This window comes from Anaerotruncus sp. 80 (genome assembly GCF_009936115.1).
Lineage (GTDB): Bacteria > Bacillota > Clostridia > Peptostreptococcales > Anaerovoracaceae > Senimuribacter > Senimuribacter intestinalis.
Genome location: NZ_QWES01000018.1, coordinates 1 through 21,581 on the forward strand (window position 1 = coordinate 1; position 21,581 = coordinate 21,581).

Genomic DNA, 21,581 nt, shown 5'->3' on the forward strand with positions numbered 1-21,581 from the left:
TGGAGCGGCAACAGCCGGAGACAGAGGAGCGGCAACAGCCGGAGACAGAGGAGCGGCAACAAGCAGAGGCAAATCTGCCGTGGGAGAAAATGGTGTTGCGGTAGCGATGGGTAATGGCGTTGTAGTTAAAGGTGGATTAGGTGCTGTTCTTGTGATAGCGGAAGAGAATAGCGACAACTTTGATTTAAAAGAATGTAAACTTGTAGTTGTGGACGGCCATAAAATCAAATCCGATGTTTGGTATAGGTTGGAAAACGGAGAATTTAAGGAGGCACAAGAAAAAGATGAATAGCGTAGTTATAATCGGAAGACTTACCCGTGACCCGGAAGTCAGATATACTGCAAGCACACAGATGGCAGTTGCAACATTTACGGTTGCCATTGACAGACCTGTAAAGCAGGGAGGAGAAAAGCAGACAGACTTTCCACGAGTTACCGTTTTCGGCAAGCAGGCAGAGAACTGCGAAAGGTATCTGGCAAAGGGCAGATTAGTCGGCGTTCAGGGTAGAATCCAGACCGGAAGCTATCAGAACAAGAACGGTGAGACAGTCTACACGACAGACGTAATTGCAGACAGAGTAGAATTTTTAGAGTGGGGAGATAATCAGTCGACCGGCGGCAGAAACTCGGCGAGAGCGGACAACAGACAGGCAGAAGCACCAGTGCAGGAAGAAATGCCGGATTCGTTCCAAGCACTAGATGAGTCAGTCCCATTTTAGATTAAACAAGGCTAAACAAGATTTAAACAAGGAGAAAATATGTTAAACAAAGAGAAATATGCCAGCAAAATTATAGAAATTGCCATTGAAGGTAGCAGCATAGGAATGGTGAACGGCAAAATAACACCATGCGATGACATTGGATGCAATGAGTGTGATTGGTATGTACTCGACTGCGATGCGCTGTTAAAAGAATGGGCAAATAGCGAATATGCTGAACTCCCAAAAATCACACCAAAGGAAAAGCAGCTCTTAGAACTGGTTGAAACTGGGTGGATTGCAAGAGATTATGATAGTAGCCTATGGTGGTTTAGAAATAAGCCGATTAAAAATGATTATGGTAAATGTTGGGAATATGACTGTGATGGATTTATAGGTTTATATATATTAAGTACATTTGGCGTTAATTTCGAGTTTATAACTTGGTCAGACGAAGAGCCGTGGTCTGTTGAAGACCTGCTCAAGCTGGAGGTAGAAGAATGTTGATTGAATCCGAAGTACTCAAGAAATACTGTGAGCGGAGAATCGCAGAATTTGAGAAGCCGCCCACAACCGACATGCAAATCGGAGTAGCGGCAGGAATAAACGACGTGCTTGTAACTATCAAGGAAATTGAAGAGAAGCAGAAATTGAGGCTAGAGGAGCAAAGATTAAAGCAAAATGGCATTTGCGCAATTGATGATGAAGTTTGCACAAAAGAATCTTGTGTAAGCTGTGAAAAGTACATATTGAAGGCGGCGATTCTGCACTATTTGAGAAATGGGGAAACAAAATGAACAGATTAACCAAAAGAACACAAAAGGGAGCAGCTTTAAAGCTGGACAACCCAAGGACAGAGAAAGAAGCCAGAAAACAGTTGCATGATAAGTATCTGCTGGCGATTGAAAAGCTTGCAGCCTATGAGGACACAGGGCTTACGCCGGAGGAAATTATGGACGGGAAAATGCTGACTGGCTGGATACCATGCAGTGAAAGACTGCCAAGTGAAGAAGAATTTTTAAAATCGTATCTAAGAAATCACTATGCAGCAGAATTTTTGGTACAAATATATGGAGCAAGTAGACCAACGACGCTGTATTATAGAGACGGTGTATGGTTTGATGATGACTTTGATAAATATAACGTTATCGCATGGATGCCACTGCCTGAACCGTGGGAGGGAGACAAGGAATGAAAACAGAAAAGTTATCTATTTATCGTATGCAAAAAATGGATAGACCAGCACTTGCTAAGTATGTTAGAAAGCTGGAATACCGTTTAGAATTAGCACAAAATCCAAACTGGATACCAATCCGGTTCAGAGATACAACGACGATGGCTGCTATTTTGACTCAGGCCGTGAACTAGATGACATTTTGGCATGGCAGCCGTTACCGATGGAGTATAAGGCAGGTGAACAGGAATGAAACGAATAATAGAAATTGAAATAGGCTGTTGCGGAGACTGCCCTTTCTATAACTGGAAAAAGCATTCTTGCGATAAAGGCGCAACTAATGAGGGTGCGCCGCAAGATAACTATTATGCAGATTGTCCGCTGACGTGGAGCGAAAAGGCGGGTGAACAGGAATGAAAACAGATATAATTCCATGCGTCTGTTGTGACCATGAGCGTAATTGCGGAGATGACGTGTACTACGGTATGCCGCAACTACAAGTCACGGATAAAATGAAATATTTTACAGCATATTGTCCTAATTGTGGAAGGGGAGGTTCGTTTCAGTATAAATCAGCATATTTGGCAATTAAAGACTGGAATAAAATGCAGAAGTGTTTGAGAAAAAATGAAATATTTGAGGCAGGTGAGCAGGAATGACAAACAGAGAGTACATGGTTATGCAACTGACAGACCCAGATTGTATAGACGATGGGGGAGCATCGTACGAATCAATGGTTTTTTACAATGTGGAGTGTCCGTATTACGTAGGAGACGAAAGATGCTTGTGTGCAGGAAAAATTCCACGTAGAGATTTGTGCTATTTGTGCAAAGAAGAATGGTTAGATAATGAGGTAGATGAATGACAGATTATGAAAGCGTTTTAATATGTGCTTTGCGCTATGCACTAGGCAGAAGAAGCTACATGGTTGGGATAGTGACAAGGTACATTATCTCCGAGATTCCAAAGTTGTCAAACAAATGCAAGAAAATCATGATTACAGATATTGAGCAAGCGCCATATTACGGCGATGAGTGTGACAAAGATGACTGGATACGGTTGTTGGATAAATTGAAAGGAGAAACAAAGTTATGAAGATTTTAGATGCGTGCTGTGGAGGACGAATGTTTTGGTTTGACAAGCAAAATCCATTTGTAACGTATATGGACAATCGAGAATTAGATGATACTTTATGTGATGGTAGACATTTTACAATTATGCCAGACATAATAGCAGATTTTAGGAACATTCCGTTTGATGACAAAACATTCAATCTTGTAGTATTTGACCCTCCACATTTATTAAAAATAGGAGAAAATTCTTGGATGGCCAAAAAATACGGGAAATTAAATCCAGATACATGGAAAGAAGATATAAAAATAGGTTTTTCAGAGTGTTTTAGGGTGTTAAAAGACGAAGGATTTTTGGTTTTTAAATGGAATGAAACCGATATTAAAACTTCTGAAATTCTAAAACTTGCACCAGTGAAACCTTTAATTGGACACAAAAGTGGAAAGTACAACAAAACACATTGGTTATTATTTGTAAAACAAGGAGAAGCGGAAGCAATAGCTGAACAATGGGCAGGTGAACAGGAATGACTAGAGAAGAAGCTAAAGACATTATAAAGCGAATGTACAAGGGGAATCCAACGCCAATACAGTTAAAGGCATTAGAAATAGCATATGTTGCCCTTCAAGAACCAGAGCGCAAACATGGGAAATGGAAAGATTATGGGAATTATTTTTCGCAGTGCAGTTTATGCAGATATCCAGTCAATTATTTTTGGGGAAAAACAAAATTTTGTCCAAACTGCGGGGCAATCATGGACGGGAAGAATGGTGAACCGAAATGATGATAGCAGGGATAAAGTGCGATAGGTGCGGCATGATGCTTTACTGGGAACTGCCCATATCAGGGGAGAATATAATCATGAACGCAAGAAAAAATAAATGGAGAACCAGCAAAAATCACATTTGTAATTATTGCAAAAGAAGCATAGCGAGGAAAAAATGATACCAAGAGCAAAGAAAAAGAAACAGACTAAGCCGCAGCGGAAACCGCCCGACTATGTCAGAGAGTCGAACTACTTAAACATGGCAATCGTTTTCAGAACCTTGTGGACGGTCTACGGCTGGCGCAGCAAGAGGATAGCGGACTTTCTGGGCGCTTATCTGGCTTTAATGGCAGAGGTAGCAGACAAGCGGACAAGTGTATGGCAGCAGGTCAAGGACTGCAAAGACCTGACCGGGATAGATGTCAAGCAGCTGCTTGACGATTTGGAGAAGGGAGGAAAACAGTGAAATCTTGGATTAAGAAAATAGAATGTGATGAGGCGATGGCACGAAAGAAAGGGTACATACCTTGCGGAAAGCAGTGCAGAACATGTCACGCAGCTATTATTACGGATTTGAGCGGAGACCGGGCGCATTTCCCGGTTACAAAGCAGGGAGGGAACAGGCGTGATTGAACAGTATTACCATTACGACACGGCGAAATTACTTGCGGAATACAATCACAATAAAGCTGTGTTAAAATCGCTCAAAGAGCAATATAACGCCTTAGACGGGGCGGGCGGTATGGACTACAGCAGCGGCAAGGTGACAGGTGGAAAAAGTACCGATGCACTGGAAAAAACAGCGCTTAGGCGTATTGATTTAGCTACTAAAATAAAGGACTATGAGCACGATTTACAGCGTATTGATGACTGCATGGCGCAGTTGACGGAAACGGAACAAACAGTATTGACGGAGTTTTTCCTTAAGGGGCAGACTAAAACCGCCGCAGTTTATCATCTTGCGGAGTCGCTGCACCTTGAACAATCGGCAATTTATGACATACGAAAAAGGGCGCTGAATAAGTTCCAGCATTTGATTTTTGGATAGCATGAAACCGGGTCGAACTTGACCCGGTTTTACTATACGTCATACCCGTTAATTCCTGTAAACCATTCAATTCCAAACGCCTTTACAAAAGCGCTGTCGCCGTCTCCATCGGTTTCTATGATTAGGCTGTTCATGGTGGCTAAATAGGTGATAACGGCTGTAATTGCAACGATTGCGGTAATTTTTAAAATATGTTTCATGGTGTTCCTCATTTTCTGCCAGGATTAGCCGCCTGGCTCGGCTGATTCCCTATACTCAATAACCTAACCAATGTAAAAGCTGTTTGCGTGACCAATCGCTTACGTCAATCACTTCTTCAAAGATTTCGGTGCCACCAAACATGCTATCGGCAAAGACTCTTCCGGCTTCGATGAAATACAGGACTGAGTGCATTTCTAAAATTTTTGCAACAGTAGTATTTGTCATTTTATCCATAGTGTTTCTTCCTTTCTGGTCTGCCCTCATCAGAGCCGGGAGACCGTCCCACGGCTGACGCCCGAAGGCGTTTCGGCTAAAGGATTATGCCTAGTAACATACAAGTTCTCTTAGCATCGCAAAAGGTAATCCAGTTTTCTTTTGTTGGGTTGGCAATGTATGCGGCTTTTGCCAGATTATAGGCTTCAAGTGCCGTTTGCTTTTTATTCTGTAATGTCATTTTTTCACCTCCTAACAAAATTCCTTGATATATTCATCTTCTTGCTTCTCACTCATCCAGCCTTTTACAAAAGCCAATCTGTTCTGTACGGCTTTCGCTTTCTGGACGTTGCTTCTTTCGGTGTTGTAAAGAATCTGAGCAAGTAACTCTAAATCCTCTGATTCTAATTTATTAATGTCGATCGTGATATTCTGTGCTTTCATTTTTCTTATTCCTTTCTGCTATACATACTGCTTGCAGTATGTATATTTTTGGGGGATTAGTTATCCCCTAAAAAATCATTTATAGCTTGCAATATAACTTGTCTTTGCGGTGTGTCCGTTTCTTCACATTTGATTCTGAACGCTTCCGCTGTTTCCTTCGGAATTCGTACCGTTATAGCCTTATAAACCTTGTCGTTATAACGATTCTTTACTTCCGTACTGGTGAAAGTCTTTCGTTTAGCTATTGCAATCACCGCCTTTTTGTGTTATTATGATGTCAAGAGGAAGCCGATGAAAACGGCTGACCAATTGGTTAAAAGATAACCGCTCAGTTTGTCAGGCTTAGGCGGTTATTTTTTATTTCCTCTAATCATTTCTATCAGTGTAATCATCATTAAGACAATTACTAGAATTTCATAAGCTGAAATATTATCACCTCCCATTTGTACAATTCGGATTTTTCACCGTATATGTAGCGGTAACGGAAGGTCAACCGCTTTCGCTCTGTCCTCTTGACAGTTCTTATCATAGCATACTGCAAGCACCATGTCAACCCTTTTTCACAAATTTTTTCGAGAAAATTTTAAAACGTTGAAATTCCAACGATTATTCCGCAAAACTTTTTTGTCCACCCTTTAAAACTCCGGAAAAACACCGGAAATTTTTGCCCCTTTTCCATGATATAATGATAGTGTCGAAAGATAGGGAAATCCTCGGAAGAGGTTTCCCAATTGCTTCAGCTGGTTAATTTCATCCTTTCATACATACCCCGGTTTGGTTCGCTGCCGGGGTTTTGTGTTGGGGAAATAAAACAAGATAACATGTGCAGTCAGAAGTGGCGGCTATTTTCATATAGGAAAGGATTAGAACATGGATTTTGATAATATTTACAAGTATCACGCTCCGAAAGCCAAGCAGCCGGAGAGATACGAGAAACTGAGAGAGAAAGCGAAAGAAATGGCTTGCTTAATTGATGAGTTGTGCCCAAACAGCAGGGAGAAATCACTTGCATTTACAAATCTGGAGCAATCTTGTATGTGGGCGAACGCTTCTATTGCAAGAAATGAGTAAGGAGATAAACAGATGGGAAAAGTTTTGCCGATGTCGCAGGCAGTCGGGGAAGTAACCCGCATAGGAAAGACTACCTGCATAGATGAGGCTGGAAACAAAATCAGAACACATTCGGGCGTGAAAAACCCGGGGGCAGGTCAGGGGACACTATCAGGCAAGCCTAAAGCATTTAGCACACCGGAAGACCTCATAGATACGTTTAGTGACTTCATAGAGCATGTAAGACTAAATGAGTACGGTATATATCCAACAAAGGCAAATTTTGCTAGATATCTGCAAATCACACCGAGAACGGTATATAACACGCTAGAGATATATTTTCCCGAAATCAAAAAGATGTACATTGATATGTTGTCAGACTGCTTGACAGAGGGCGCAAGCCTTGGAAAATACGATAAAACAATGACTATCTTCTGTCTAAAAAACTGGTGCAACTGGGCAGACAAGCAAGAAAACGTCAATACCGAAATCAAGCCAAAGCTGGCAGACAAAGCGACCGCAGATAAGTTGATTAAGCAGTACACAGAGCGGCAGAAATAGCGGTATAAACATTCCTTATTTGTGAATAATGTGTATAAAGTATCGGAAAATGTCGGGGTAATACCCGAAAAAGATGTATATTTATACACTTTGTGCAGTTCAACTATTCCCAACATAAGGTTTTTGGGAATAGTTAAGGCGATGAAAACGTTGAAAATACTGTGTTAATAGAGGAATATCAGTATACATCAGATATACACACAAGATATAGTACATGGCAGTATGTGCAGTGTCTGTCGCTGACGAATAATGTTGCAGTGTCCGGCGGATTTTTTTTATTGCATATTTTACGAATAAGAAAAAGGATATACCAATTTCCCCATGATGGGTAGGGGTGGGAGGTAGGATACCACATCGTAACGCGCCCCACTCGTTCGCGCCAGCGGGTAGGTAGTACATGCGTACATTTCCAATCAAATCTAAAACACCCCACTGGGCGATTATTTCACCTGCGAAAAATTTTAAAAATTTGAGGGAAAATATGGAGAAAATTAGGATTAGGATTAAAGCAGAGAACGGAGAAATCATTTGCTGCTGTTTGGCGGCAGCCTTGATGAAATGCAATAATGAATGTGATATCGTCACAGCAAAGATAGACAAGCTGCAAGGTAGCGAATGGTGCATGAGGCATAATGAAGAGGTGAAGCTTCGTGGGTGAACGTGATGACGCTTTGCGGGCAATACTCCAAAATGACTATTGTACATATTGTGAATTCGTGAATACAGGTTGGATTCCGTCAAAGTTTCACCGGTATTTGTGTGATAGGGTGCAGTCGTTTTTGGAGAGAGAAACAGATAATGCTTATGACATTTTAGTACTGTCGACACCGCCGCAGCATGGAAAGTCCATGACTGTAACAGAGACCCTTCCGTCATGGTATCTTGGCAGAAACCCATTGCATAGAGTGATAGAGGTGTCTTACTCAGAGACATTCGCTGAAAAGTTTGGGCGGCGCAATCGCGCAAAGATTGAAGAGCATGGCTATGATATATTCGGAATAAACTTAGCAAAATCGCCGAATTCGGCTGTTGAGTTTGAATTAGATAATCATAAGGGCGGCATGATATCAAGAGGTGTGACTTCCGGTGTTACCGGCAATGGCGCAAATCTATTTATCATAGACGACCCGGTTAAAACGCAGCAGGAAGCCGATTCTGAAAGCTATCGTGAAAGAATCTGGGACGAATGGAATTCATCATATAAGACCAGACTTGCGCCGGGTGCTAAAATCATTGTCATTATGACAAGATGGCATGAAGATGACCTTGCGGGGAGAATTATTGCAAGAGAAAAGAATGTTGAAGTCTTGAATCTGCCATGCGAAGCAGAAGAAAACGACCCGCTTGGGCGAAAGGTCGGAGATGCGCTTTGCCCGGAAATCAAGAAAGATAATAAGTGGCTTGCTGATTTCAAGAGTGGTTATACAGATGGAACAAGAAGCTGGAACGCATTGTTTCAAGGCAGACCCACTTCTGCGGAAGGCAATATGCTAAAGCGTGAGTGGTGGCAGTACTACGATGAACTTCCTGATATTGTCGACTGGGTAATGTCTGTTGACGCAACTTTTAAAGACGGCAAAGACAATGACTATGTGGCAATACAAGTTTGGGGCAAGACCGGCGCGAATATGTACCTTGTTGATGCGGTGAAGCGGCACCTGAATATGCCGGACACCGTCAGAGAGATACTTAGGCTTAGGGCAATGTATCCAAAGTGTCTCACTACTTTGATAGAGGATAAGGCGAATGGGTCTGCTATCGTACAGGTATTAAGGCATGATATAGCCGGAATCATTCCGATAACTCCGGAAGGTGGTAAAGTTGCCAGAGTCAATGCCGTTTCCGGCGCGATTGAGTCAGGGAATGTGTATTTACCAAGAAATAAACCGTTTACAGATGAATTCGTCGAAGAGTGTGCGGCATTTCCACGCGGGGCGCATGACGACCAAGTAGACAGTATGTCACAGGCTCTTAATAGGCTGATTTATTCCAAGTCGGAACATAAGCCAAAGGCGGAAGTAAATCCGCTGCACAAGGCATTTCCGGGGCTAAAAAGGAAACGAAAATCAATAGATAGAGGAGAAAAAATCAATGTTATATAGCTTAGTTGCGGCAGTAGTGATACTGGCGTTTTTTAATGCCTTAATTGTGCCTTTTATAGTGGTTCAATACTTCCTGAAAGGCTACAACATTAATGCGGAGGTGAAAGTAACCGTTCCGACCGTGAAAAACATCGTAAAAAGAACGGAAAAACCAAAGATTGATGAGAAAACAGCAGCACTTTTAAGGAATATAGACCGTTATGACGGTACGTCCGGAGGTCAGGAGGTTATCTAATGAAAAAGCAAGATGAAAATCTGACTAAAATTTGGCAAAGATACCAGAAATGCAAGGATTATTTAGATAAAAAATCCCTGATTAAGAAGACCAACGAGAATTGGAACTTTTACATAGGAAATCAGTGGGAAGGCATGGAAAGTGGCGGCGAAAAACTGCCGGTTCTCAATTTTATCGAGCCGGTCATCAAGTATAAAGTCGGCGTTGTGTCGCAGAACATGATGACCGCGGTGTATTCTGACCTAAACTCCAATAAGGATACGCAAAAAATCTGTGAAATTCTCAACAAGATGTTTGCGGAAAGCTGGGATAAGGGCAAAATGAATGCCTGCGCGTGGGAAGTCATAGAGGCAGCTGCGGTGCAGGGCGATGCTTATGCTTATTGGGGTGAATGTGATTCTAAAGTACCTCCGCAGGTGCTTGCCAATACAACTGTTTTGCTGGCAGATGAGAATATCACTGACATACAGGCACAGCCTTATGTGCTGATAGTAGAGCGTCTCAACGTGGAAAGCGTCCGAAAGATTGCAGAGAAAAACGGTGTGTCAAAAGAAGAACTTGCATTGATACGTTCTGACGATAATAAGGATATGCAGATTGTGAATCAGGACGAAGTTTCGGACAAGGTCACATCAATCCTTTGTATGAGCAAGAATGCAGACGGCTATGTTGAAATAGCAAGGTCAACCAAAAGCGTTGTTTATGAACCTGCACATGTGGTGAGAAGCACAAACAACGATGGCGAATACATCGGAACAGGACTCCGTTCTTACCCGATTGTACCGTTTATCTGGAAAAAGCGTCCTAATTCCGCACGGGGTGTATCTGAGGTCGCGCAACTGATTCCCAACCAGTTGGAAGTCAATAAGACTATTGCAAGACGATCTGTGACGGTGAAGCTAACCGCATACCCGCGCATTGCATATGATAGAAATGCTGTCACAAATCCAGAGGATTTAGATAAAACCGGCGCGCCGATTGAAGTGAATGGCGGTGCCCAGTCTGTCAACCAGATGGTTTCGTACTTGAACGCAACAAATATTTCATCTGATGCGGATAAGCTGCTCAGTGACTTGCTTACCATGACAAGAGAACTGGCAGGTGCAGGAGACTATGCAACTGGTAACGTAAATCCAGAGCAAGCATCGGGGCAGGCTATTTTAGCGGTCAGAGACCAAGCGCAGATTCCTCTGAATAAGCAGATATCCCAATATCAGCAGTTCGTAGAAGATGTGGCGCTGCTCTTTTTTGATATCTGGGTAGCATTTAATCCCAACGGGCTTGAATATGAAGGCTCTTTAGAAGATGGCATAGACCCAATGATGCAGGATATGCCAGATATCATTCCGATTGAGCAGGTAGAGTCTATCAGACCTTCTGTCAGGGTTGATGTATCACAGGATAATGCCTGGTCGAAACTGGCAGAGCAGCAGTGGCTGGATAATGTATTTGAACGACAGCAAATCACCTTTGAAGAATATGTGGAACTTTGTAACAGTAATGCAGTACCAAAGGCGAAATTGCAGGCGGTGCTGAAAAAGCGGCAGGCAATGCAGCAAGAGCAGCAAATGATGCAGCAGCAGATGCAAGAACAGATTCCGCAGGAGGAAATGTTAATAGGGTAAATTGAGGCGGCACAGACCGTCTCTTTTTATAGATTTTTTTAAAAGGAGATAACGAAATTATGTTAAAAAACATGTTCACACAGCATCTTGATATTGACGATGGACTTGATATCGCAGGTGCAGGCGCAGAAGAGCCGGAAGTCGCCGACCCGGCAGAAGGTGAAGGAGGCGCAGAAGAACTGGAAGTCGCCGACCCAGTCGTGGAAGAGGGGACGCCTTCAGCGAAAACAGACGTAGATTCCGCATGGGCGCAGATGCGTAGACGTGCGGAAGAAGCAGAAGCCAGACAGGCAGAAGTCGAAGCGCAAAACGCCATGATGGCAGAAGCGCTTGGCTTGTATTTCTCGGGCGACCCAATGGAATTGGCGGTACAGGCTAGAGCAAATGCGACAGGTGTGCCACTAGAATTTGAGAGGGAACGTATGCAGGCAGAGGTGGAAAGAAAAAACACCGAATTTGAAAACGCCACCCTGAAAAATGAATTACAGAAAATCAAGATTGAGCGAATGATGGAAAAAGGTTTGGCAGACATTCAGCAGATTGACGCAGGCGTAAAAGACCTTACAGACCTTGGCGAAGACTTTCCGAAGTATATCGCTGCGGGGCTGTCTTCGGTAGACGCGTACTTTGCGGTGAAGGCAAAGGAAGCAAAAACGAAAGTAACTCCGCCTAAGCCGATTGGAAGCGTTAATAGCGCAAGAACGGAAAGTGATTACTTCACAAAAGAGGAAGTGGAAGCTATGTCTGATGAGGAATTGGAAGCGAACCTTGAAGCCATTGAACGTTCATGGAAAAAATGGTAAAAGGAGTGAAAAATTATGTCTTATAAGAATTTTGTGCCTAGAGTATGGGCAAAGAAAATCCAGCACGAACTGGAAAGAAAATTAGTGTACGCAGAGGACTGTAACCGTGAATATGAAGGTCAGGTATCTAATACCGGTGATACTGTAAAAATCCTTGGCGTAGGCAAGCCTACCATTACAACGCAGGTTGGCGGGGATATTGTATTAACCGGTGCGGAAAAAGTAGAATCCACCGCAGTATCTATGCCGATTATGCAGATTGCTTACTTTAATTACAAAGTTGGCGATATCGACAAATTACAGGCGGTTGGCGGAATTATGGAGGCTTTAAGCAAAGAATCGACTCTTGGAGTTGCAAACGAGATGGACAAGTATATCGCAAGCATGGCAAAGGACAAGCTGGCAGTCAGATATGCTTCTACCGCAACGACGGTAACAAAGGATAATATCCTGTCTCTTATCGATAATTCCCTTGTTAAGCTGTATGACAATGATGTACAGCCGAATGATGAAATCGTGATGACGGTAAAGCCGTGGTTCTACATGATTTTAAAGCAGGCGTACACTGCCCTTGATACTGACAATAGCAAAATGCTCGAAAATGGCAAAGTTGGCAGATATGGCAATGTGATTGTAAAGATGAGCAACAACGTTGCGCAGGATACCAATAGCAATGACCTTGTCATGATTCGTACCAAGAAAGCGATTGCTTTTGCAAATCCGAAGATACATACAGAGCCGTACAGACCTGAAAACTCTTTTGATGATGCTGTAAAGGGTTTTGCGCTGTATGATGCTAAAATCGTTAGACCAAAAGAACTTATTGTGCTGAACTGTAAAGCCAGTGCGTAAGAAGGGAGTGAGATATCATGGCTATTAAGAAGATTGATTTCCAGAAAGTGAATCTGAATGAAGGAAAGCTGGTGGAACTGGCAGCAGCAACAGCAGCAGCGGACGGTTTTGCCATTGACTTTAGTGCGCAGGACGAAAGAACGTTATTCCTGTTTCAGAATTCCGGGACTGCGGCAGCCACCGTAAAGGTGAAGCAGGGAAACGGTATTCAGGGTGTTGCTGACCTTGATGCCTTTTCTATTGCAGCCGGCGGCATTGCTGCTTTCAGACTGGATTCCGGTGCTTTTAAACAGGTGAGCGGTGCGAATAAAGGAACGGCGGTATTCATTCCGTCTTCGACTGATGTAAAAGCGGCAGTTATTGTATTGCCGTAGCAATTTGGGCGGGCACTGTCCCGCCCCTTTTTAAAAGGAGGGCAGTATGACTTTTGGAGACCTGAAAGATAAATTAAGAGATATGGGCTTTGAGGAAGATGCAAGCATGGACGAATATAAGGAACTTGTCATTAATGCGGTGAATCGTTCCATTGAAATTATAAAGAATACCGTGGTAAGCCGGCTGGAAGGGGAAGACCCTGCTCCGTTTGCGCTAGATTTAGAATCGGACGATGAGACAGAAATAGACCTTCCTGCAAAAGTGATAATGCTGCTGCCGCTTCTGAGTGCTTACTATATTTGGCTTGATGACGATGAGCGAAAGGCGGTTATGTATTATAACCAGTACGATGATTTGTGCAATCAGATTTTTTCCGAGAGACTGAACGGCACGAAAATGACAATTACAGGAGGTTATAGGTTTGGCTAAGATGAACATTCCAAACCCTCCAACATTGCATTACACTTCTTATGACAAATTGCTGGGCGCTGACTTTTCCTGTGACTCAACAGAATGTAGTCAAAAGCGTTCACCGGATACGCTGAACATGATAAGTGATAACGGAGGAAATCCGGTCAAGAGGCTGGGGTGGAGAACCAAATACAGCCTTGGTGAAAGTGAGCAAATTCTAAAACTTTATATAGATGCAGATTTACTATACGCAATCACAACTGCGGGGGTTTATCGCATTTCTGGCGATACTGTGACGAAATTAGTTGATAAGACTATTGAGAAAGCAGAGATTATCAAATTCGATGGCAAGGTGTATGTTTTTGCAAATGGCATTTATGAGATTGGCAGCACTTTTAAGGACGCTTTGACAGAGGCATATGTGCCAGAGACGATTATTTCACGCAAACCTGACGGTACAGGCGGTATATTCCTTGATAGTGTGAATCTGTTTACGCCAAAGAGGACTGTGTCTTTTTTAGGAGATGATACGAGCACAACATATAATCTTGTTCCTGAGAAGGATAGGGCTGAAAATGCGTACAAATATATTGTGGCAACATCGGTAAAGGTAGAAGTACAGGGCACTGACGGCATGTTTGCGGAGACGACAGCGTATACACTGCCAACTATTGAAACTGTGACAGCACTTGACATTGACGGAAGTACGAAAACATTTTCGGTTTGTGCGCCATATATCACATTTACACAGGCACACGCACCGGTAGTAACAGGGCAGGATAATGTAAGGATTACTTACGAGGCTTTTGATGCTAATGTGGAAAATGGCAGCATGAAGGGTTTGTATAAGAAAGAGCGTGTGGAACTGCTTTCAACTGGCGTTGTGAAATCCTACGGATATATTGCGGCTGACAGGCTATTCTGTGTGGTAGGCGGCACAAAGGTATATTACTCTGATGTTAATAAGCCAACATATTTTCCGGATGACAACTATCTGACGGTAGGAAATGACGGCGAAATCAAAGGACTACACCGTGTAGGACAGTACCTTGTAGCGATTAAAAATGAAATCAGTGTAGAAAGTACGATTTATCTTATCGAAGGAACGCAGTTTGACGGGAAAACGGCGTTTTCTGTTACACCAGCAATCGCAGGTGTGGGGGCAATCTCAGGAAGTTCCTTTGACACTCTGGTTGATGAACCGTTGTTCCTTGCGCGAACGGGTATTTATGCAATATCAAGTACTTATATGAGCAGTGAAAAGGTTGTAAGAAACCGTTCTATGCTGCTTGACAAAAGACTGTGCAAAGAGCCTGATCTTGAGAATGCCGTTGGGATTGTGTGGAACCGGTATTACATCTTATCTGTAAACGGCCATGCTTATGTCCTTGATGGGCGTAAAAGATCCAGTGAGAGGGGCAGAAATACGGATTATGTATATGAAGCTTATTACTGGGAAAATATCGCTGCAACCTGCTTTTTTACCTATGCTAATGAATTGTGGTTTGGTACAGCAGACGGAAGGATATGCAAGTTTAATACTGATATTGATGATATTACAGCCTACTGTGACAATGGGACTGAAATGTTGGACAATGATGGGAAGCTGTTATTAACCGGCGGCGTTTCGATTCCTTGTAAGTGGAGTACACCCCTTGACAGTGACGGATATCCACAGTACTTCAAAACGCTAAACAAGAAAGGCAACGTATTGACGTTGCTGCCTTATGACAGGAGTTCTGTTACGATATATCTTTCCAAGGACGGGAATCCCCCAATTGAAATTGGCACATGGCAGATGGATATTTTCAACTGGAAGGTTATTGATTTTGGAAGATTTACATTCAACAGCAATTCTTCTGCGCAGGACGCATTTTTGCGCAAAAAGGTAAAGAAATACAAACGGCTGCAGGTTATTTTTGAAAATGACGCGATTTATGAACCGTTTGGAATTATTGGATATACGAAGACCTACAGTATAGGCAATTTCGCAAAATGAGGTGACATATGTTAGAGAAAATTACACAGCAATCCATAAGTGGAAATAATGTGAAGTCCACCCCCGGGCAGAGGCTTACTGGTACTGTAAGCCAGAATAAGCATGTCTTTGATAAGCTGCCGGAACTGATTGCTGCGGTGCTGAATTCTATTGTTGATGCTTTGCAGTCTGCGGCGGACGGTGACAGTGGTGCGGATTGTATCAATATAACGCCAATAACAGGTGCTGCAGGAACTACAGTGCAGTCTATCTTGGAGACATATAAGACGATGCTGGATGATGTTTATACAAAGGCGAGTATTGACGACCAGTTAGATGATAAAGCTGACAAGACCACGGTCAATTTGTCTGTAAAGTCTGTTTCGCTGGTTCCTGAAACTGGCGTGTTAGTGTTTACTCGGCAGGACGGGACAACATTTCAGATTGATACTTTGATGGAAAAGATTCTGATTAATTTTGATTATGACAAAACGACCCAGTCCTTAGTATTCACTGCATCGGACGGCACAGTGCAGAGGATTTCCATTTCAGATTTCATCACTGAGAATGAATTCTCCAACTCTGATACTGTTTCATTCTCGGTAAGCGACAGCGGCGTTGTGACAGCACATATAAAGGAAGGAAGTATCACAGATGCATTTCTTTCATCTGCTCTAAAGACTGCCTTAATTGCATATAGAGATGCGGCGCAGACTGCGGCGACCAATGCGGCGGCAAGTGAAGCTAATGCGGGGCAATATGCTTCTAGTGCGGCTGACTCCGCGGCTACAGCAACACAGAAAGCGACTGACGCATCTGGTTCTGCTGCTGCGGCAGCCGGTTCTGCGGAGAATGCGGACACTTTTGCTAAGAAGTCACAAAGTTATGCTGTTGGCGGCACGAATACCAGAACTGGCGAAGATACGGACAATGCCAAGTATTATAAGGAACAGGCGGCGCTTGCAGCGGCTGCAGCTGAAAAAGCCAGAGATGATGCACAAGCAGCTGTTGGCGGTGATTTTATAACAGGTACTGTATTCAAATCACACGCCAATGACACTACGAAGCACGTCACAGCGGATGAAAAGGCAGATTGGAACAATAAGGTTGATAAAGTGACAGGTAAAGGATTATCAGCAAACGATTATACGGATGCTGAAAAACAGAAAGTAGCAGACAGTCAAGCCCATGCTGCAAACTCTGGTATCCACGTTACGGCAGAGGAAAAGAATTCTTGGAACAGCAAAGTTGATTCAGTCACAGGCAAAGGACTTTCCACGAACGATTACACCGATGAAGAAAAACAGAAGCTGGCAACTGCACAAGAGCAAATTTTAGAACTGCAGAATAAAGGCGGCGGTGTTGTGGCAAGTGAGACAGCGCCAACTGATACAACAGTATTGTGGATAGATACAGCAAATAACGGAATAGGCAAGTATTACGATGGCACTGAGTGGACTCCAATAGTGGCGGTATGGAGTTGATATGGATAAAGGTGGTATAGATGAATTTATCAGCGAAAAAAATAATTGAATTAAAAGCAAAAATTAAACAAGAGATGCTTAGACGTTCTGGTTACGGAGACCTTTCTCAATATGGCGGCGCTGAATACGATTTCACCACGCCACCTGCAGCGGGTACTCCAATTTTGAAAGAGCATGGTGAGAAAACAAATAATGTTGCTTTACAAGTTGCTGATATTGACAAAGTTGGTTACGTGACTGAAATTGGAGAACCAATTAGTGGAATGAACACGGAGTTAGAGCAATTTGTTACTACCCTTGAATCTGAAAGTATGGAAGGAAGTACTTCTTCTTGTAGAGGTGCATGCTCTGGATTATGTTTTGGTACTTGTACCAGTGGATGCTCTGGATGCTCTGGATGTAGCGGTTGTTCTGGCAGTTGTAGTGGTGGGTGTTCTACTAGTTGCAGTTCTTGTGGTGGATGCAGTTCTACTTGTGGTGGTTCATGCAGCGATAGTTGTAGCGGGGCTTGTGGTAGCGGTTGTTCAAGTGGATGTGTTGGCTGTACAGGAACGTGTGGCGCCACTTGTGCGACTGGATGCGGCGCTGGTTGTTCTTCCGGTTGTGGTGAAGCTTGTAAAGGCTGCGGAAATTGCTCAAGTACATGTTCTGGCTCTTGTTCTGGTGGATGTAGTGGTGGTTGTAATTCTACTTGTGCCGGTTCATGTGGAGGAGCCTGTAAAGCCTGTACCGGTGGATGTCAAGGTGGTTCTAAATCAGGATGTGGAACTTGTCAAGGTGGATGCCAAAGTGGTTGTACCGGATGTGGTTCTTCTTGTAAAGGAGGGTGTTCTGGAAGTTGTAGTGGAGGTTGTAGTTCTCAATGCACAGGATGTGGTTCCGGTTGTTCAGCGGGCTGTGCCGGAGGGTGCTCTGGAGGATGTCAAGGTTGTGGCGGTTGTGGAGATAAATGTGCTGGTGGATGCGGCGCTGAATGTGGTGGCTGCGATTCTTGCACAGCAACATGCGCGAATTCTTGTTCTTCTAGTTGTACTTTAAACTGTAGTAGTGCGTGTTATTCAACGTGTGGTTCAGGCTGCAGTAATGGCTGTCGAGGATGTAGCGCAAGCTGCGGAGGAGACTGCTCAAGCAGTTGCTCCGGAGGATGTGCGAATAGTTGTAATTCTACTTGTAGTTCAACTTGTTACACTACTTGTAAAGATCAATGCTACGCAGGGTTAGCTAGTAAAGTATTAGGAGGATTATAATGGAACGAATTAAATTTAAAAGCGGAAAAATTGTGGAAGTTAAAAATGCAAGTGAGAATGTGTCTACTAAATCACGTTCTTTGACTTTTACAATCGAAGACATAAACGGGATTGATATTATTCAAGGAGTTTTATTTGATAAAAATAATTTATTAGATATTGAAATTACTTCTGGAGACATAAAAACCACAACGAAAAACGCTTATGAAGGTGCAACATTTCAAGCAACGAGAAATTTAATGTCTAATGTTGTCGCAGTTACTATCATGAAGAACTACGATAGTATTGATACTGAAGATGAGAAATAAAACGGAAGGAGAAAAAGGTGAAATGAGTGATACGAAAGATAATGTTTTAACCATTGAAATTCCAGAAAATCTGGCAAGCTATATTCAAAGACTTTCTTACGAGGTTGAAAGCATGAAAGGCATTGTTTCCTTATTGATGGAGAACAATAGGCACGATGCTTCTTTTATCCAGACGCCTGTTTTTAAAGGGTATTCAAAGGAATTAGCTGAAGCTACAGCGGCTTTCGAGTTAGCAAAATCTGAACTTGAGAAGAGTTTTGTCCCTGAAAAATTAAAAGGACATAATTTTAATTGGAACTTAGATTTTGCTACATATGAACTGACTATCGAGGTTCTTTGCGATTGCGGTTTGGAGGTATTAAAGAAACTCAATGACTAAAAGAAGACATATTGAACAGTACCAAGATATGATAGCAAGACTCTACCCGGAATTAAATAGACATGATGAGGAAAGCAGAACTTTAAGCAGAACAGTCACATTTCAAGTAACTGATGATTGTAATTTAGCTTGTACGTACTGTTATCAACATAACAAAGGTAAAAGGAAAATGTCTTTTGAGGTGGCAAAAAAAGCAATTGATAATTTGTTGACTGGTGCAAATGGTTGGGATAAGTATATAAACCCAACCATTTCTCCTGCAATTGTAATTGACTTCATAGGCGGCGAACCATTCTTAGAGGTCGAATTAATGGGACAAATCATTGACTACTTTAGGACAAAAGCTATTGAATTGCATCATCCTTGGGCGAAACTTCATTGTTTTAGTATTTGCTCAAATGGTACTTTATATCAAACCGAAAAGGTGCAGATTTTTTTGAATAGATATAAAAATCACCTATCCTTTTCTGTAACAATTGACGGTAGTCAGAGACTTCATGATTCATGTAGAATTTTCCCAGATGGAAGACCGAGTTACGACTTAGCAGTCGCAGCAGCTGAAGATTGGATGCGTCGGGGTGGATATATGGGGTCAAAGATTACTATTGCCCCAGGCAATATTGAACACGTTGCAGATGCGATTATTCATATGTATGACTTAGGATATGATGAGATTAATGCAAATTGTGTCTATGAAGAAGGTTGGGCATTAGAACATGCTAAGATTTTTTATAAGAAGTTGAAGGAAATCGCAGATTTCTGGAATGAAAAAGATATTGTCGAGTCGCATTATCTTTCTTTATTTGAGGAAGATATGTTCAGACCAATGGAAGAGGACAATAATGATAATTGGTGCGGAGGCACCGGTATGATGTTGGCTATCGATCCGGACGGGTATTTATACCCGTGCTTGAGATATATGGAAAGTTCTATCGGAGATAAACAACCACCTCTAAGAATTGGTCATGTAGATACTGGACTTGCATTAGAAGAATGTGAGAAAAATTGTGTTGATTGCTTGAATAAAATTACAAGACGGTCACAATCAACGGATGAGTGTTTTTATTGTCCTATAGCAGAAGGATGTTCTTGGTGTTCGGCATATAATTATGAAATATTCGGAACACCAGATGCTAGAGCAACATATATTTGTGAAATGCACAAAGCGCGCAGTCTTGCAAATGTATACTTTTGGAACACATATTACAAAAAACACAACATTAACAAAGCATTTGCAATGCACTGTCCTAAAGAGTGGGCGGTACCGATTATTGGAAGTCATGAATACGAAATGCTAAAAAGTATTTCTGAATGAAGCAACACGGGAGGTATTAAATGGCTAAATTAGGAATCAAGGTAAAAACGATAAAGGGTGGTGGATTAACCCAAGCCGAGCGCAAAAACAAAGAGACTCAAGAGCGAATGTGGAATAACGCAAAGAAAAACATTGCAAATCATTCGTCTAACCGCCAACAAGAACTGGATAAATCATACAATGACACCCTTGCGTACAATGATGACGCTATTAACAACTATATCGGTGGAATAACAAGCCAGTTGAATTCCAATGCGGCGCAGCAAAGGGCATACTATCAGAACCTCTATAACGAAGATGCAAGAGGGATTAACACCAATTTTGATAGAAGCGCAAATAACGCTTATGTCAATTATCGGCAAAATCAAAAAGCACTTCCTGAGAGGTTGTCGCAATATGGAATAAATGGTGGAGCTTCTGAGTCAGCGAATTTAAAATTGCAAGCGGCATATGGTACTAATTTGGCTAACAATGAGTACGAGAGAAACAATCAACTAGGAAGCGCAAGACGGAGCATGAATAGCAGTATCAATGCGGTTGATGCTGACTTGAATTCTGCGCTTGCAAATGCTTATGCGCAGGGCGAAGCGCAAAGAATGACGCTAAATAATGCCGCACGTGATAAGTACCAGTCAGATACTGAGCAATTAAAGCTTGAAACTACCAACAGAGAAAGACAAGCGAGAGAAAGCTATTTGAAGGGAATAGGGTACACTACAGAAGGTTGGTATGGCAATGATGGACAATATCATTGGGAAATCATCAAAACTGCACAGCAGAACAAAGCCGATAAAAAAGCTGCTGAAGCAGCGGAAAAGGCAGCGAACGAAGCGGCCGCAAAGGCATATAAGGAGGCATATACAACGGGCTTGATGCTTGCAGATGCGGGATATAACGTTACATACAAGAACGGTGTTCCATACGTTAGCGGTAAAAAAAAACTAACTAGCGGCAATTCCTCCGGCGGCGGTTCTGGGTCGGGGTCTAGTTCTGGCGGTTCAAACAGTGTTGCACCTGCAAAGGAGAAAAAGAACACTTCCAAGAAAAGTCCATCAAAAAAAGCGGGAGACCTTAACTATGGAAAAGTTTTAATGTACACAAATTCAAATGCGTCAAAAATGATTAGTGATCCGTATTCGGTGGTGACAGATTTAAAGAAAAAAATAAAGTCAGGATATTTTACCGAAGCAGAAGCGAATGCAATATATGCTAAAATGCCAAGTTTGAAAAAATAAGGAGTA

At 42.5% G+C, this 21,581-nt stretch carries 33 protein-coding genes, 1 other RNA gene and 1 pseudogene; 30 read left to right on the forward strand and 5 right to left on the reverse strand.

Features of this window, described 5'->3' with window-relative positions; genetic code table 11:
- The 13 genes and pseudogenes from D1155_RS10035 to D1155_RS10095 all read left to right on the forward strand — a co-directional run.
- Window positions 1-292 (forward strand): annotated as a pseudogene (locus D1155_RS10035) (hypothetical protein); the annotation flags it as partial.
- Window positions 285-719: a single-stranded DNA-binding protein gene (locus tag D1155_RS10040; RefSeq protein ID WP_160202271.1), complete on the forward strand. Its 435-nt coding sequence runs from the start codon at window positions 285-287 to the stop codon at window positions 717-719. The pseudogene D1155_RS10035 and the gene D1155_RS10040, both read left to right, overlap by 8 nt.
- Before the next feature lie 39 nt (window positions 720-758).
- Window positions 759-1,205 (forward strand): hypothetical protein, encoded by a 447-nt coding sequence (locus D1155_RS10045; RefSeq protein WP_160202272.1) that lies wholly within the window; start codon window positions 759-761, stop codon window positions 1,203-1,205.
- Complete coding sequence (locus D1155_RS10050) at window positions 1,199-1,495, forward strand: hypothetical protein (protein ID WP_160202273.1); 297 nt, start codon at window positions 1,199-1,201, stop codon at window positions 1,493-1,495. Before D1155_RS10045 ends, D1155_RS10050 begins: the two co-directional genes overlap by 7 nt.
- A complete protein-coding gene (locus D1155_RS10055) occupies window positions 1,492-1,893 on the forward strand; it encodes a DUF551 domain-containing protein (protein WP_160202274.1) in 402 nt (133 codons plus the stop codon). The genes D1155_RS10050 and D1155_RS10055 overlap by 4 nt, the downstream gene beginning before the upstream one ends.
- The gene (locus D1155_RS10060; protein WP_160202275.1) at window positions 1,890-2,066 is read left to right on the forward strand and encodes a hypothetical protein; all 177 of its coding nucleotides are present in this window, start codon (window positions 1,890-1,892) and stop codon (window positions 2,064-2,066) included. Before D1155_RS10055 ends, D1155_RS10060 begins: the two co-directional genes overlap by 4 nt.
- Before the next feature lie 55 nt (window positions 2,067-2,121).
- Window positions 2,122-2,289: a hypothetical protein gene (locus tag D1155_RS10065; protein ID WP_160202276.1), complete on the forward strand. Its 168-nt coding sequence runs from the start codon at window positions 2,122-2,124 to the stop codon at window positions 2,287-2,289.
- Window positions 2,290-2,733: 444 nt separating this feature from the next.
- Window positions 2,734-2,967, forward strand: a complete 234-nt coding sequence (locus tag D1155_RS10070) for a hypothetical protein (protein ID WP_160202277.1) — start codon at window positions 2,734-2,736, stop codon at window positions 2,965-2,967.
- Window positions 2,964-3,473, forward strand: a complete 510-nt coding sequence (locus D1155_RS10075) for a class I SAM-dependent methyltransferase (RefSeq protein WP_160202278.1) — start codon at window positions 2,964-2,966, stop codon at window positions 3,471-3,473. Before D1155_RS10070 ends, D1155_RS10075 begins: the two co-directional genes overlap by 4 nt.
- Window positions 3,470-3,727 carry a hypothetical protein gene (locus D1155_RS10080; RefSeq protein ID WP_160202279.1) on the forward strand — a complete coding sequence of 86 codons (258 nt, stop codon included), beginning with the start codon at window positions 3,470-3,472 and terminating at the stop codon, window positions 3,725-3,727. Before D1155_RS10075 ends, D1155_RS10080 begins: the two co-directional genes overlap by 4 nt.
- 157 nt (window positions 3,728-3,884) lie before the next feature.
- Complete coding sequence (locus tag D1155_RS10085; RefSeq protein WP_160202280.1) at window positions 3,885-4,175, forward strand: hypothetical protein; 291 nt, start codon at window positions 3,885-3,887, stop codon at window positions 4,173-4,175.
- The gene (locus D1155_RS10090) at window positions 4,172-4,342 is read left to right on the forward strand and encodes a hypothetical protein (RefSeq protein ID WP_160202281.1); all 171 of its coding nucleotides are present in this window, start codon (window positions 4,172-4,174) and stop codon (window positions 4,340-4,342) included. The genes D1155_RS10085 and D1155_RS10090 overlap by 4 nt, the downstream gene beginning before the upstream one ends.
- The gene (locus D1155_RS10095) at window positions 4,335-4,757 is read left to right on the forward strand and encodes a sigma-70 family RNA polymerase sigma factor (RefSeq protein WP_160202282.1); all 423 of its coding nucleotides are present in this window, start codon (window positions 4,335-4,337) and stop codon (window positions 4,755-4,757) included. Before D1155_RS10090 ends, D1155_RS10095 begins: the two co-directional genes overlap by 8 nt.
- A gap of 32 nt (window positions 4,758-4,789) precedes the next feature.
- Here D1155_RS10095 and D1155_RS10100 read toward each other — a convergent pair whose 3' ends face one another.
- The 5 genes from D1155_RS10100 to D1155_RS10120 all read right to left on the reverse strand — a co-directional run bounded on the left by D1155_RS10100 (window position 4,790) and on the right by D1155_RS10120 (window position 5,615).
- Window positions 4,790-4,957, reverse strand: coding sequence for a hypothetical protein (locus D1155_RS10100; protein ID WP_160202283.1), 168 nt, complete (start codon window positions 4,955-4,957; stop codon window positions 4,790-4,792).
- A 55-nt stretch (window positions 4,958-5,012) separates the two neighbouring features.
- A complete protein-coding gene (locus D1155_RS10105) occupies window positions 5,013-5,192 on the reverse strand; it encodes a hypothetical protein (protein ID WP_160202284.1) in 180 nt (59 codons plus the stop codon).
- A gap of 14 nt (window positions 5,193-5,206) precedes the next feature.
- An RNA gene (locus tag D1155_RS10110) (hammerhead ribozyme type II) lies at window positions 5,207-5,270 on the reverse strand.
- Complete coding sequence (locus D1155_RS10115) at window positions 5,269-5,412, reverse strand: hypothetical protein (RefSeq protein WP_160202285.1); 144 nt, start codon at window positions 5,410-5,412, stop codon at window positions 5,269-5,271. The genes D1155_RS10110 and D1155_RS10115 overlap by 2 nt, the downstream gene beginning before the upstream one ends.
- 11 nt (window positions 5,413-5,423) lie before the next feature.
- Window positions 5,424-5,615, reverse strand: coding sequence for a hypothetical protein (locus tag D1155_RS10120; RefSeq protein WP_160202286.1), 192 nt, complete (start codon window positions 5,613-5,615; stop codon window positions 5,424-5,426).
- Window positions 5,616-6,485: 870 nt separating this feature from the next.
- On the opposite strand from D1155_RS10120, the gene D1155_RS10125 reads away from it, so the two are divergent.
- The 17 genes from D1155_RS10125 (at window position 6,486) to D1155_RS10205 (ending at window position 21,575) form a co-directional block, all read left to right on the forward strand.
- Entirely contained in the window at window positions 6,486-6,686 is a 201-nt protein-coding gene (locus D1155_RS10125) for a hypothetical protein (RefSeq protein WP_160202287.1), read from the forward strand.
- A gap of 12 nt (window positions 6,687-6,698) precedes the next feature.
- The gene (locus tag D1155_RS10130) at window positions 6,699-7,226 is read left to right on the forward strand and encodes a hypothetical protein (protein ID WP_160202288.1); all 528 of its coding nucleotides are present in this window, start codon (window positions 6,699-6,701) and stop codon (window positions 7,224-7,226) included.
- 481 nt (window positions 7,227-7,707) lie between these two features.
- On the forward strand, window positions 7,708-7,884 hold the full coding sequence (locus tag D1155_RS10135) for a hypothetical protein (RefSeq protein WP_160202289.1): 177 nt from the start codon (window positions 7,708-7,710) through the stop codon (window positions 7,882-7,884).
- A gap of 121 nt (window positions 7,885-8,005) precedes the next feature.
- The gene (terL, locus tag D1155_RS10140; protein ID WP_160202290.1) at window positions 8,006-9,328 is read left to right on the forward strand and encodes a phage terminase large subunit; all 1,323 of its coding nucleotides are present in this window, start codon (window positions 8,006-8,008) and stop codon (window positions 9,326-9,328) included.
- Entirely contained in the window at window positions 9,318-9,563 is a 246-nt protein-coding gene (locus D1155_RS10145; protein WP_160202291.1) for a hypothetical protein, read from the forward strand. Before terL ends, D1155_RS10145 begins: the two co-directional genes overlap by 11 nt.
- The gene (locus D1155_RS10150; RefSeq protein ID WP_160202292.1) at window positions 9,563-11,188 is read left to right on the forward strand and encodes a hypothetical protein; all 1,626 of its coding nucleotides are present in this window, start codon (window positions 9,563-9,565) and stop codon (window positions 11,186-11,188) included. Before D1155_RS10145 ends, D1155_RS10150 begins: the two co-directional genes overlap by 1 nt.
- A gap of 59 nt (window positions 11,189-11,247) precedes the next feature.
- Window positions 11,248-11,991 carry a hypothetical protein gene (locus tag D1155_RS10155; protein ID WP_160202293.1) on the forward strand — a complete coding sequence of 248 codons (744 nt, stop codon included), beginning with the start codon at window positions 11,248-11,250 and terminating at the stop codon, window positions 11,989-11,991.
- Between the two features lie 15 nt (window positions 11,992-12,006).
- Window positions 12,007-12,843 (forward strand): hypothetical protein, encoded by an 837-nt coding sequence (locus tag D1155_RS10160; RefSeq protein WP_160202294.1) that lies wholly within the window; start codon window positions 12,007-12,009, stop codon window positions 12,841-12,843.
- A gap of 17 nt (window positions 12,844-12,860) precedes the next feature.
- On the forward strand, window positions 12,861-13,217 hold the full coding sequence (locus D1155_RS10165) for a hypothetical protein (RefSeq protein ID WP_160202295.1): 357 nt from the start codon (window positions 12,861-12,863) through the stop codon (window positions 13,215-13,217).
- A gap of 46 nt (window positions 13,218-13,263) precedes the next feature.
- Entirely contained in the window at window positions 13,264-13,647 is a 384-nt protein-coding gene (locus D1155_RS10170) for a hypothetical protein (RefSeq protein WP_160202296.1), read from the forward strand.
- The gene (locus tag D1155_RS10175) at window positions 13,640-15,628 is read left to right on the forward strand and encodes a hypothetical protein (RefSeq protein ID WP_160202297.1); all 1,989 of its coding nucleotides are present in this window, start codon (window positions 13,640-13,642) and stop codon (window positions 15,626-15,628) included. Before D1155_RS10170 ends, D1155_RS10175 begins: the two co-directional genes overlap by 8 nt.
- 8 nt (window positions 15,629-15,636) lie before the next feature.
- Complete coding sequence (locus tag D1155_RS10180) at window positions 15,637-17,091, forward strand: hypothetical protein (protein ID WP_160202298.1); 1,455 nt, start codon at window positions 15,637-15,639, stop codon at window positions 17,089-17,091.
- Window positions 17,092-17,388: 297 nt separating this feature from the next.
- Window positions 17,389-18,129 carry a hypothetical protein gene (locus tag D1155_RS10185; protein WP_160202299.1) on the forward strand — a complete coding sequence of 247 codons (741 nt, stop codon included), beginning with the start codon at window positions 17,389-17,391 and terminating at the stop codon, window positions 18,127-18,129.
- Between the two features lie 208 nt (window positions 18,130-18,337).
- Window positions 18,338-18,646: a hypothetical protein gene (locus D1155_RS10190; RefSeq protein ID WP_160202300.1), complete on the forward strand. Its 309-nt coding sequence runs from the start codon at window positions 18,338-18,340 to the stop codon at window positions 18,644-18,646.
- 22 nt (window positions 18,647-18,668) lie between these two features.
- Window positions 18,669-19,025, forward strand: a complete 357-nt coding sequence (locus tag D1155_RS10195; RefSeq protein WP_160202301.1) for a hypothetical protein — start codon at window positions 18,669-18,671, stop codon at window positions 19,023-19,025.
- The gene (locus D1155_RS10200) at window positions 19,018-20,340 is read left to right on the forward strand and encodes a radical SAM peptide maturase, CXXX-repeat target family (RefSeq protein ID WP_160202302.1); all 1,323 of its coding nucleotides are present in this window, start codon (window positions 19,018-19,020) and stop codon (window positions 20,338-20,340) included. The genes D1155_RS10195 and D1155_RS10200 overlap by 8 nt, the downstream gene beginning before the upstream one ends.
- A 20-nt stretch (window positions 20,341-20,360) precedes the next feature.
- Window positions 20,361-21,575: a hypothetical protein gene (locus D1155_RS10205; protein ID WP_160202303.1), complete on the forward strand. Its 1,215-nt coding sequence runs from the start codon at window positions 20,361-20,363 to the stop codon at window positions 21,573-21,575.
- The last annotated feature ends 6 nt before the right edge of the window (window positions 21,576-21,581 follow it).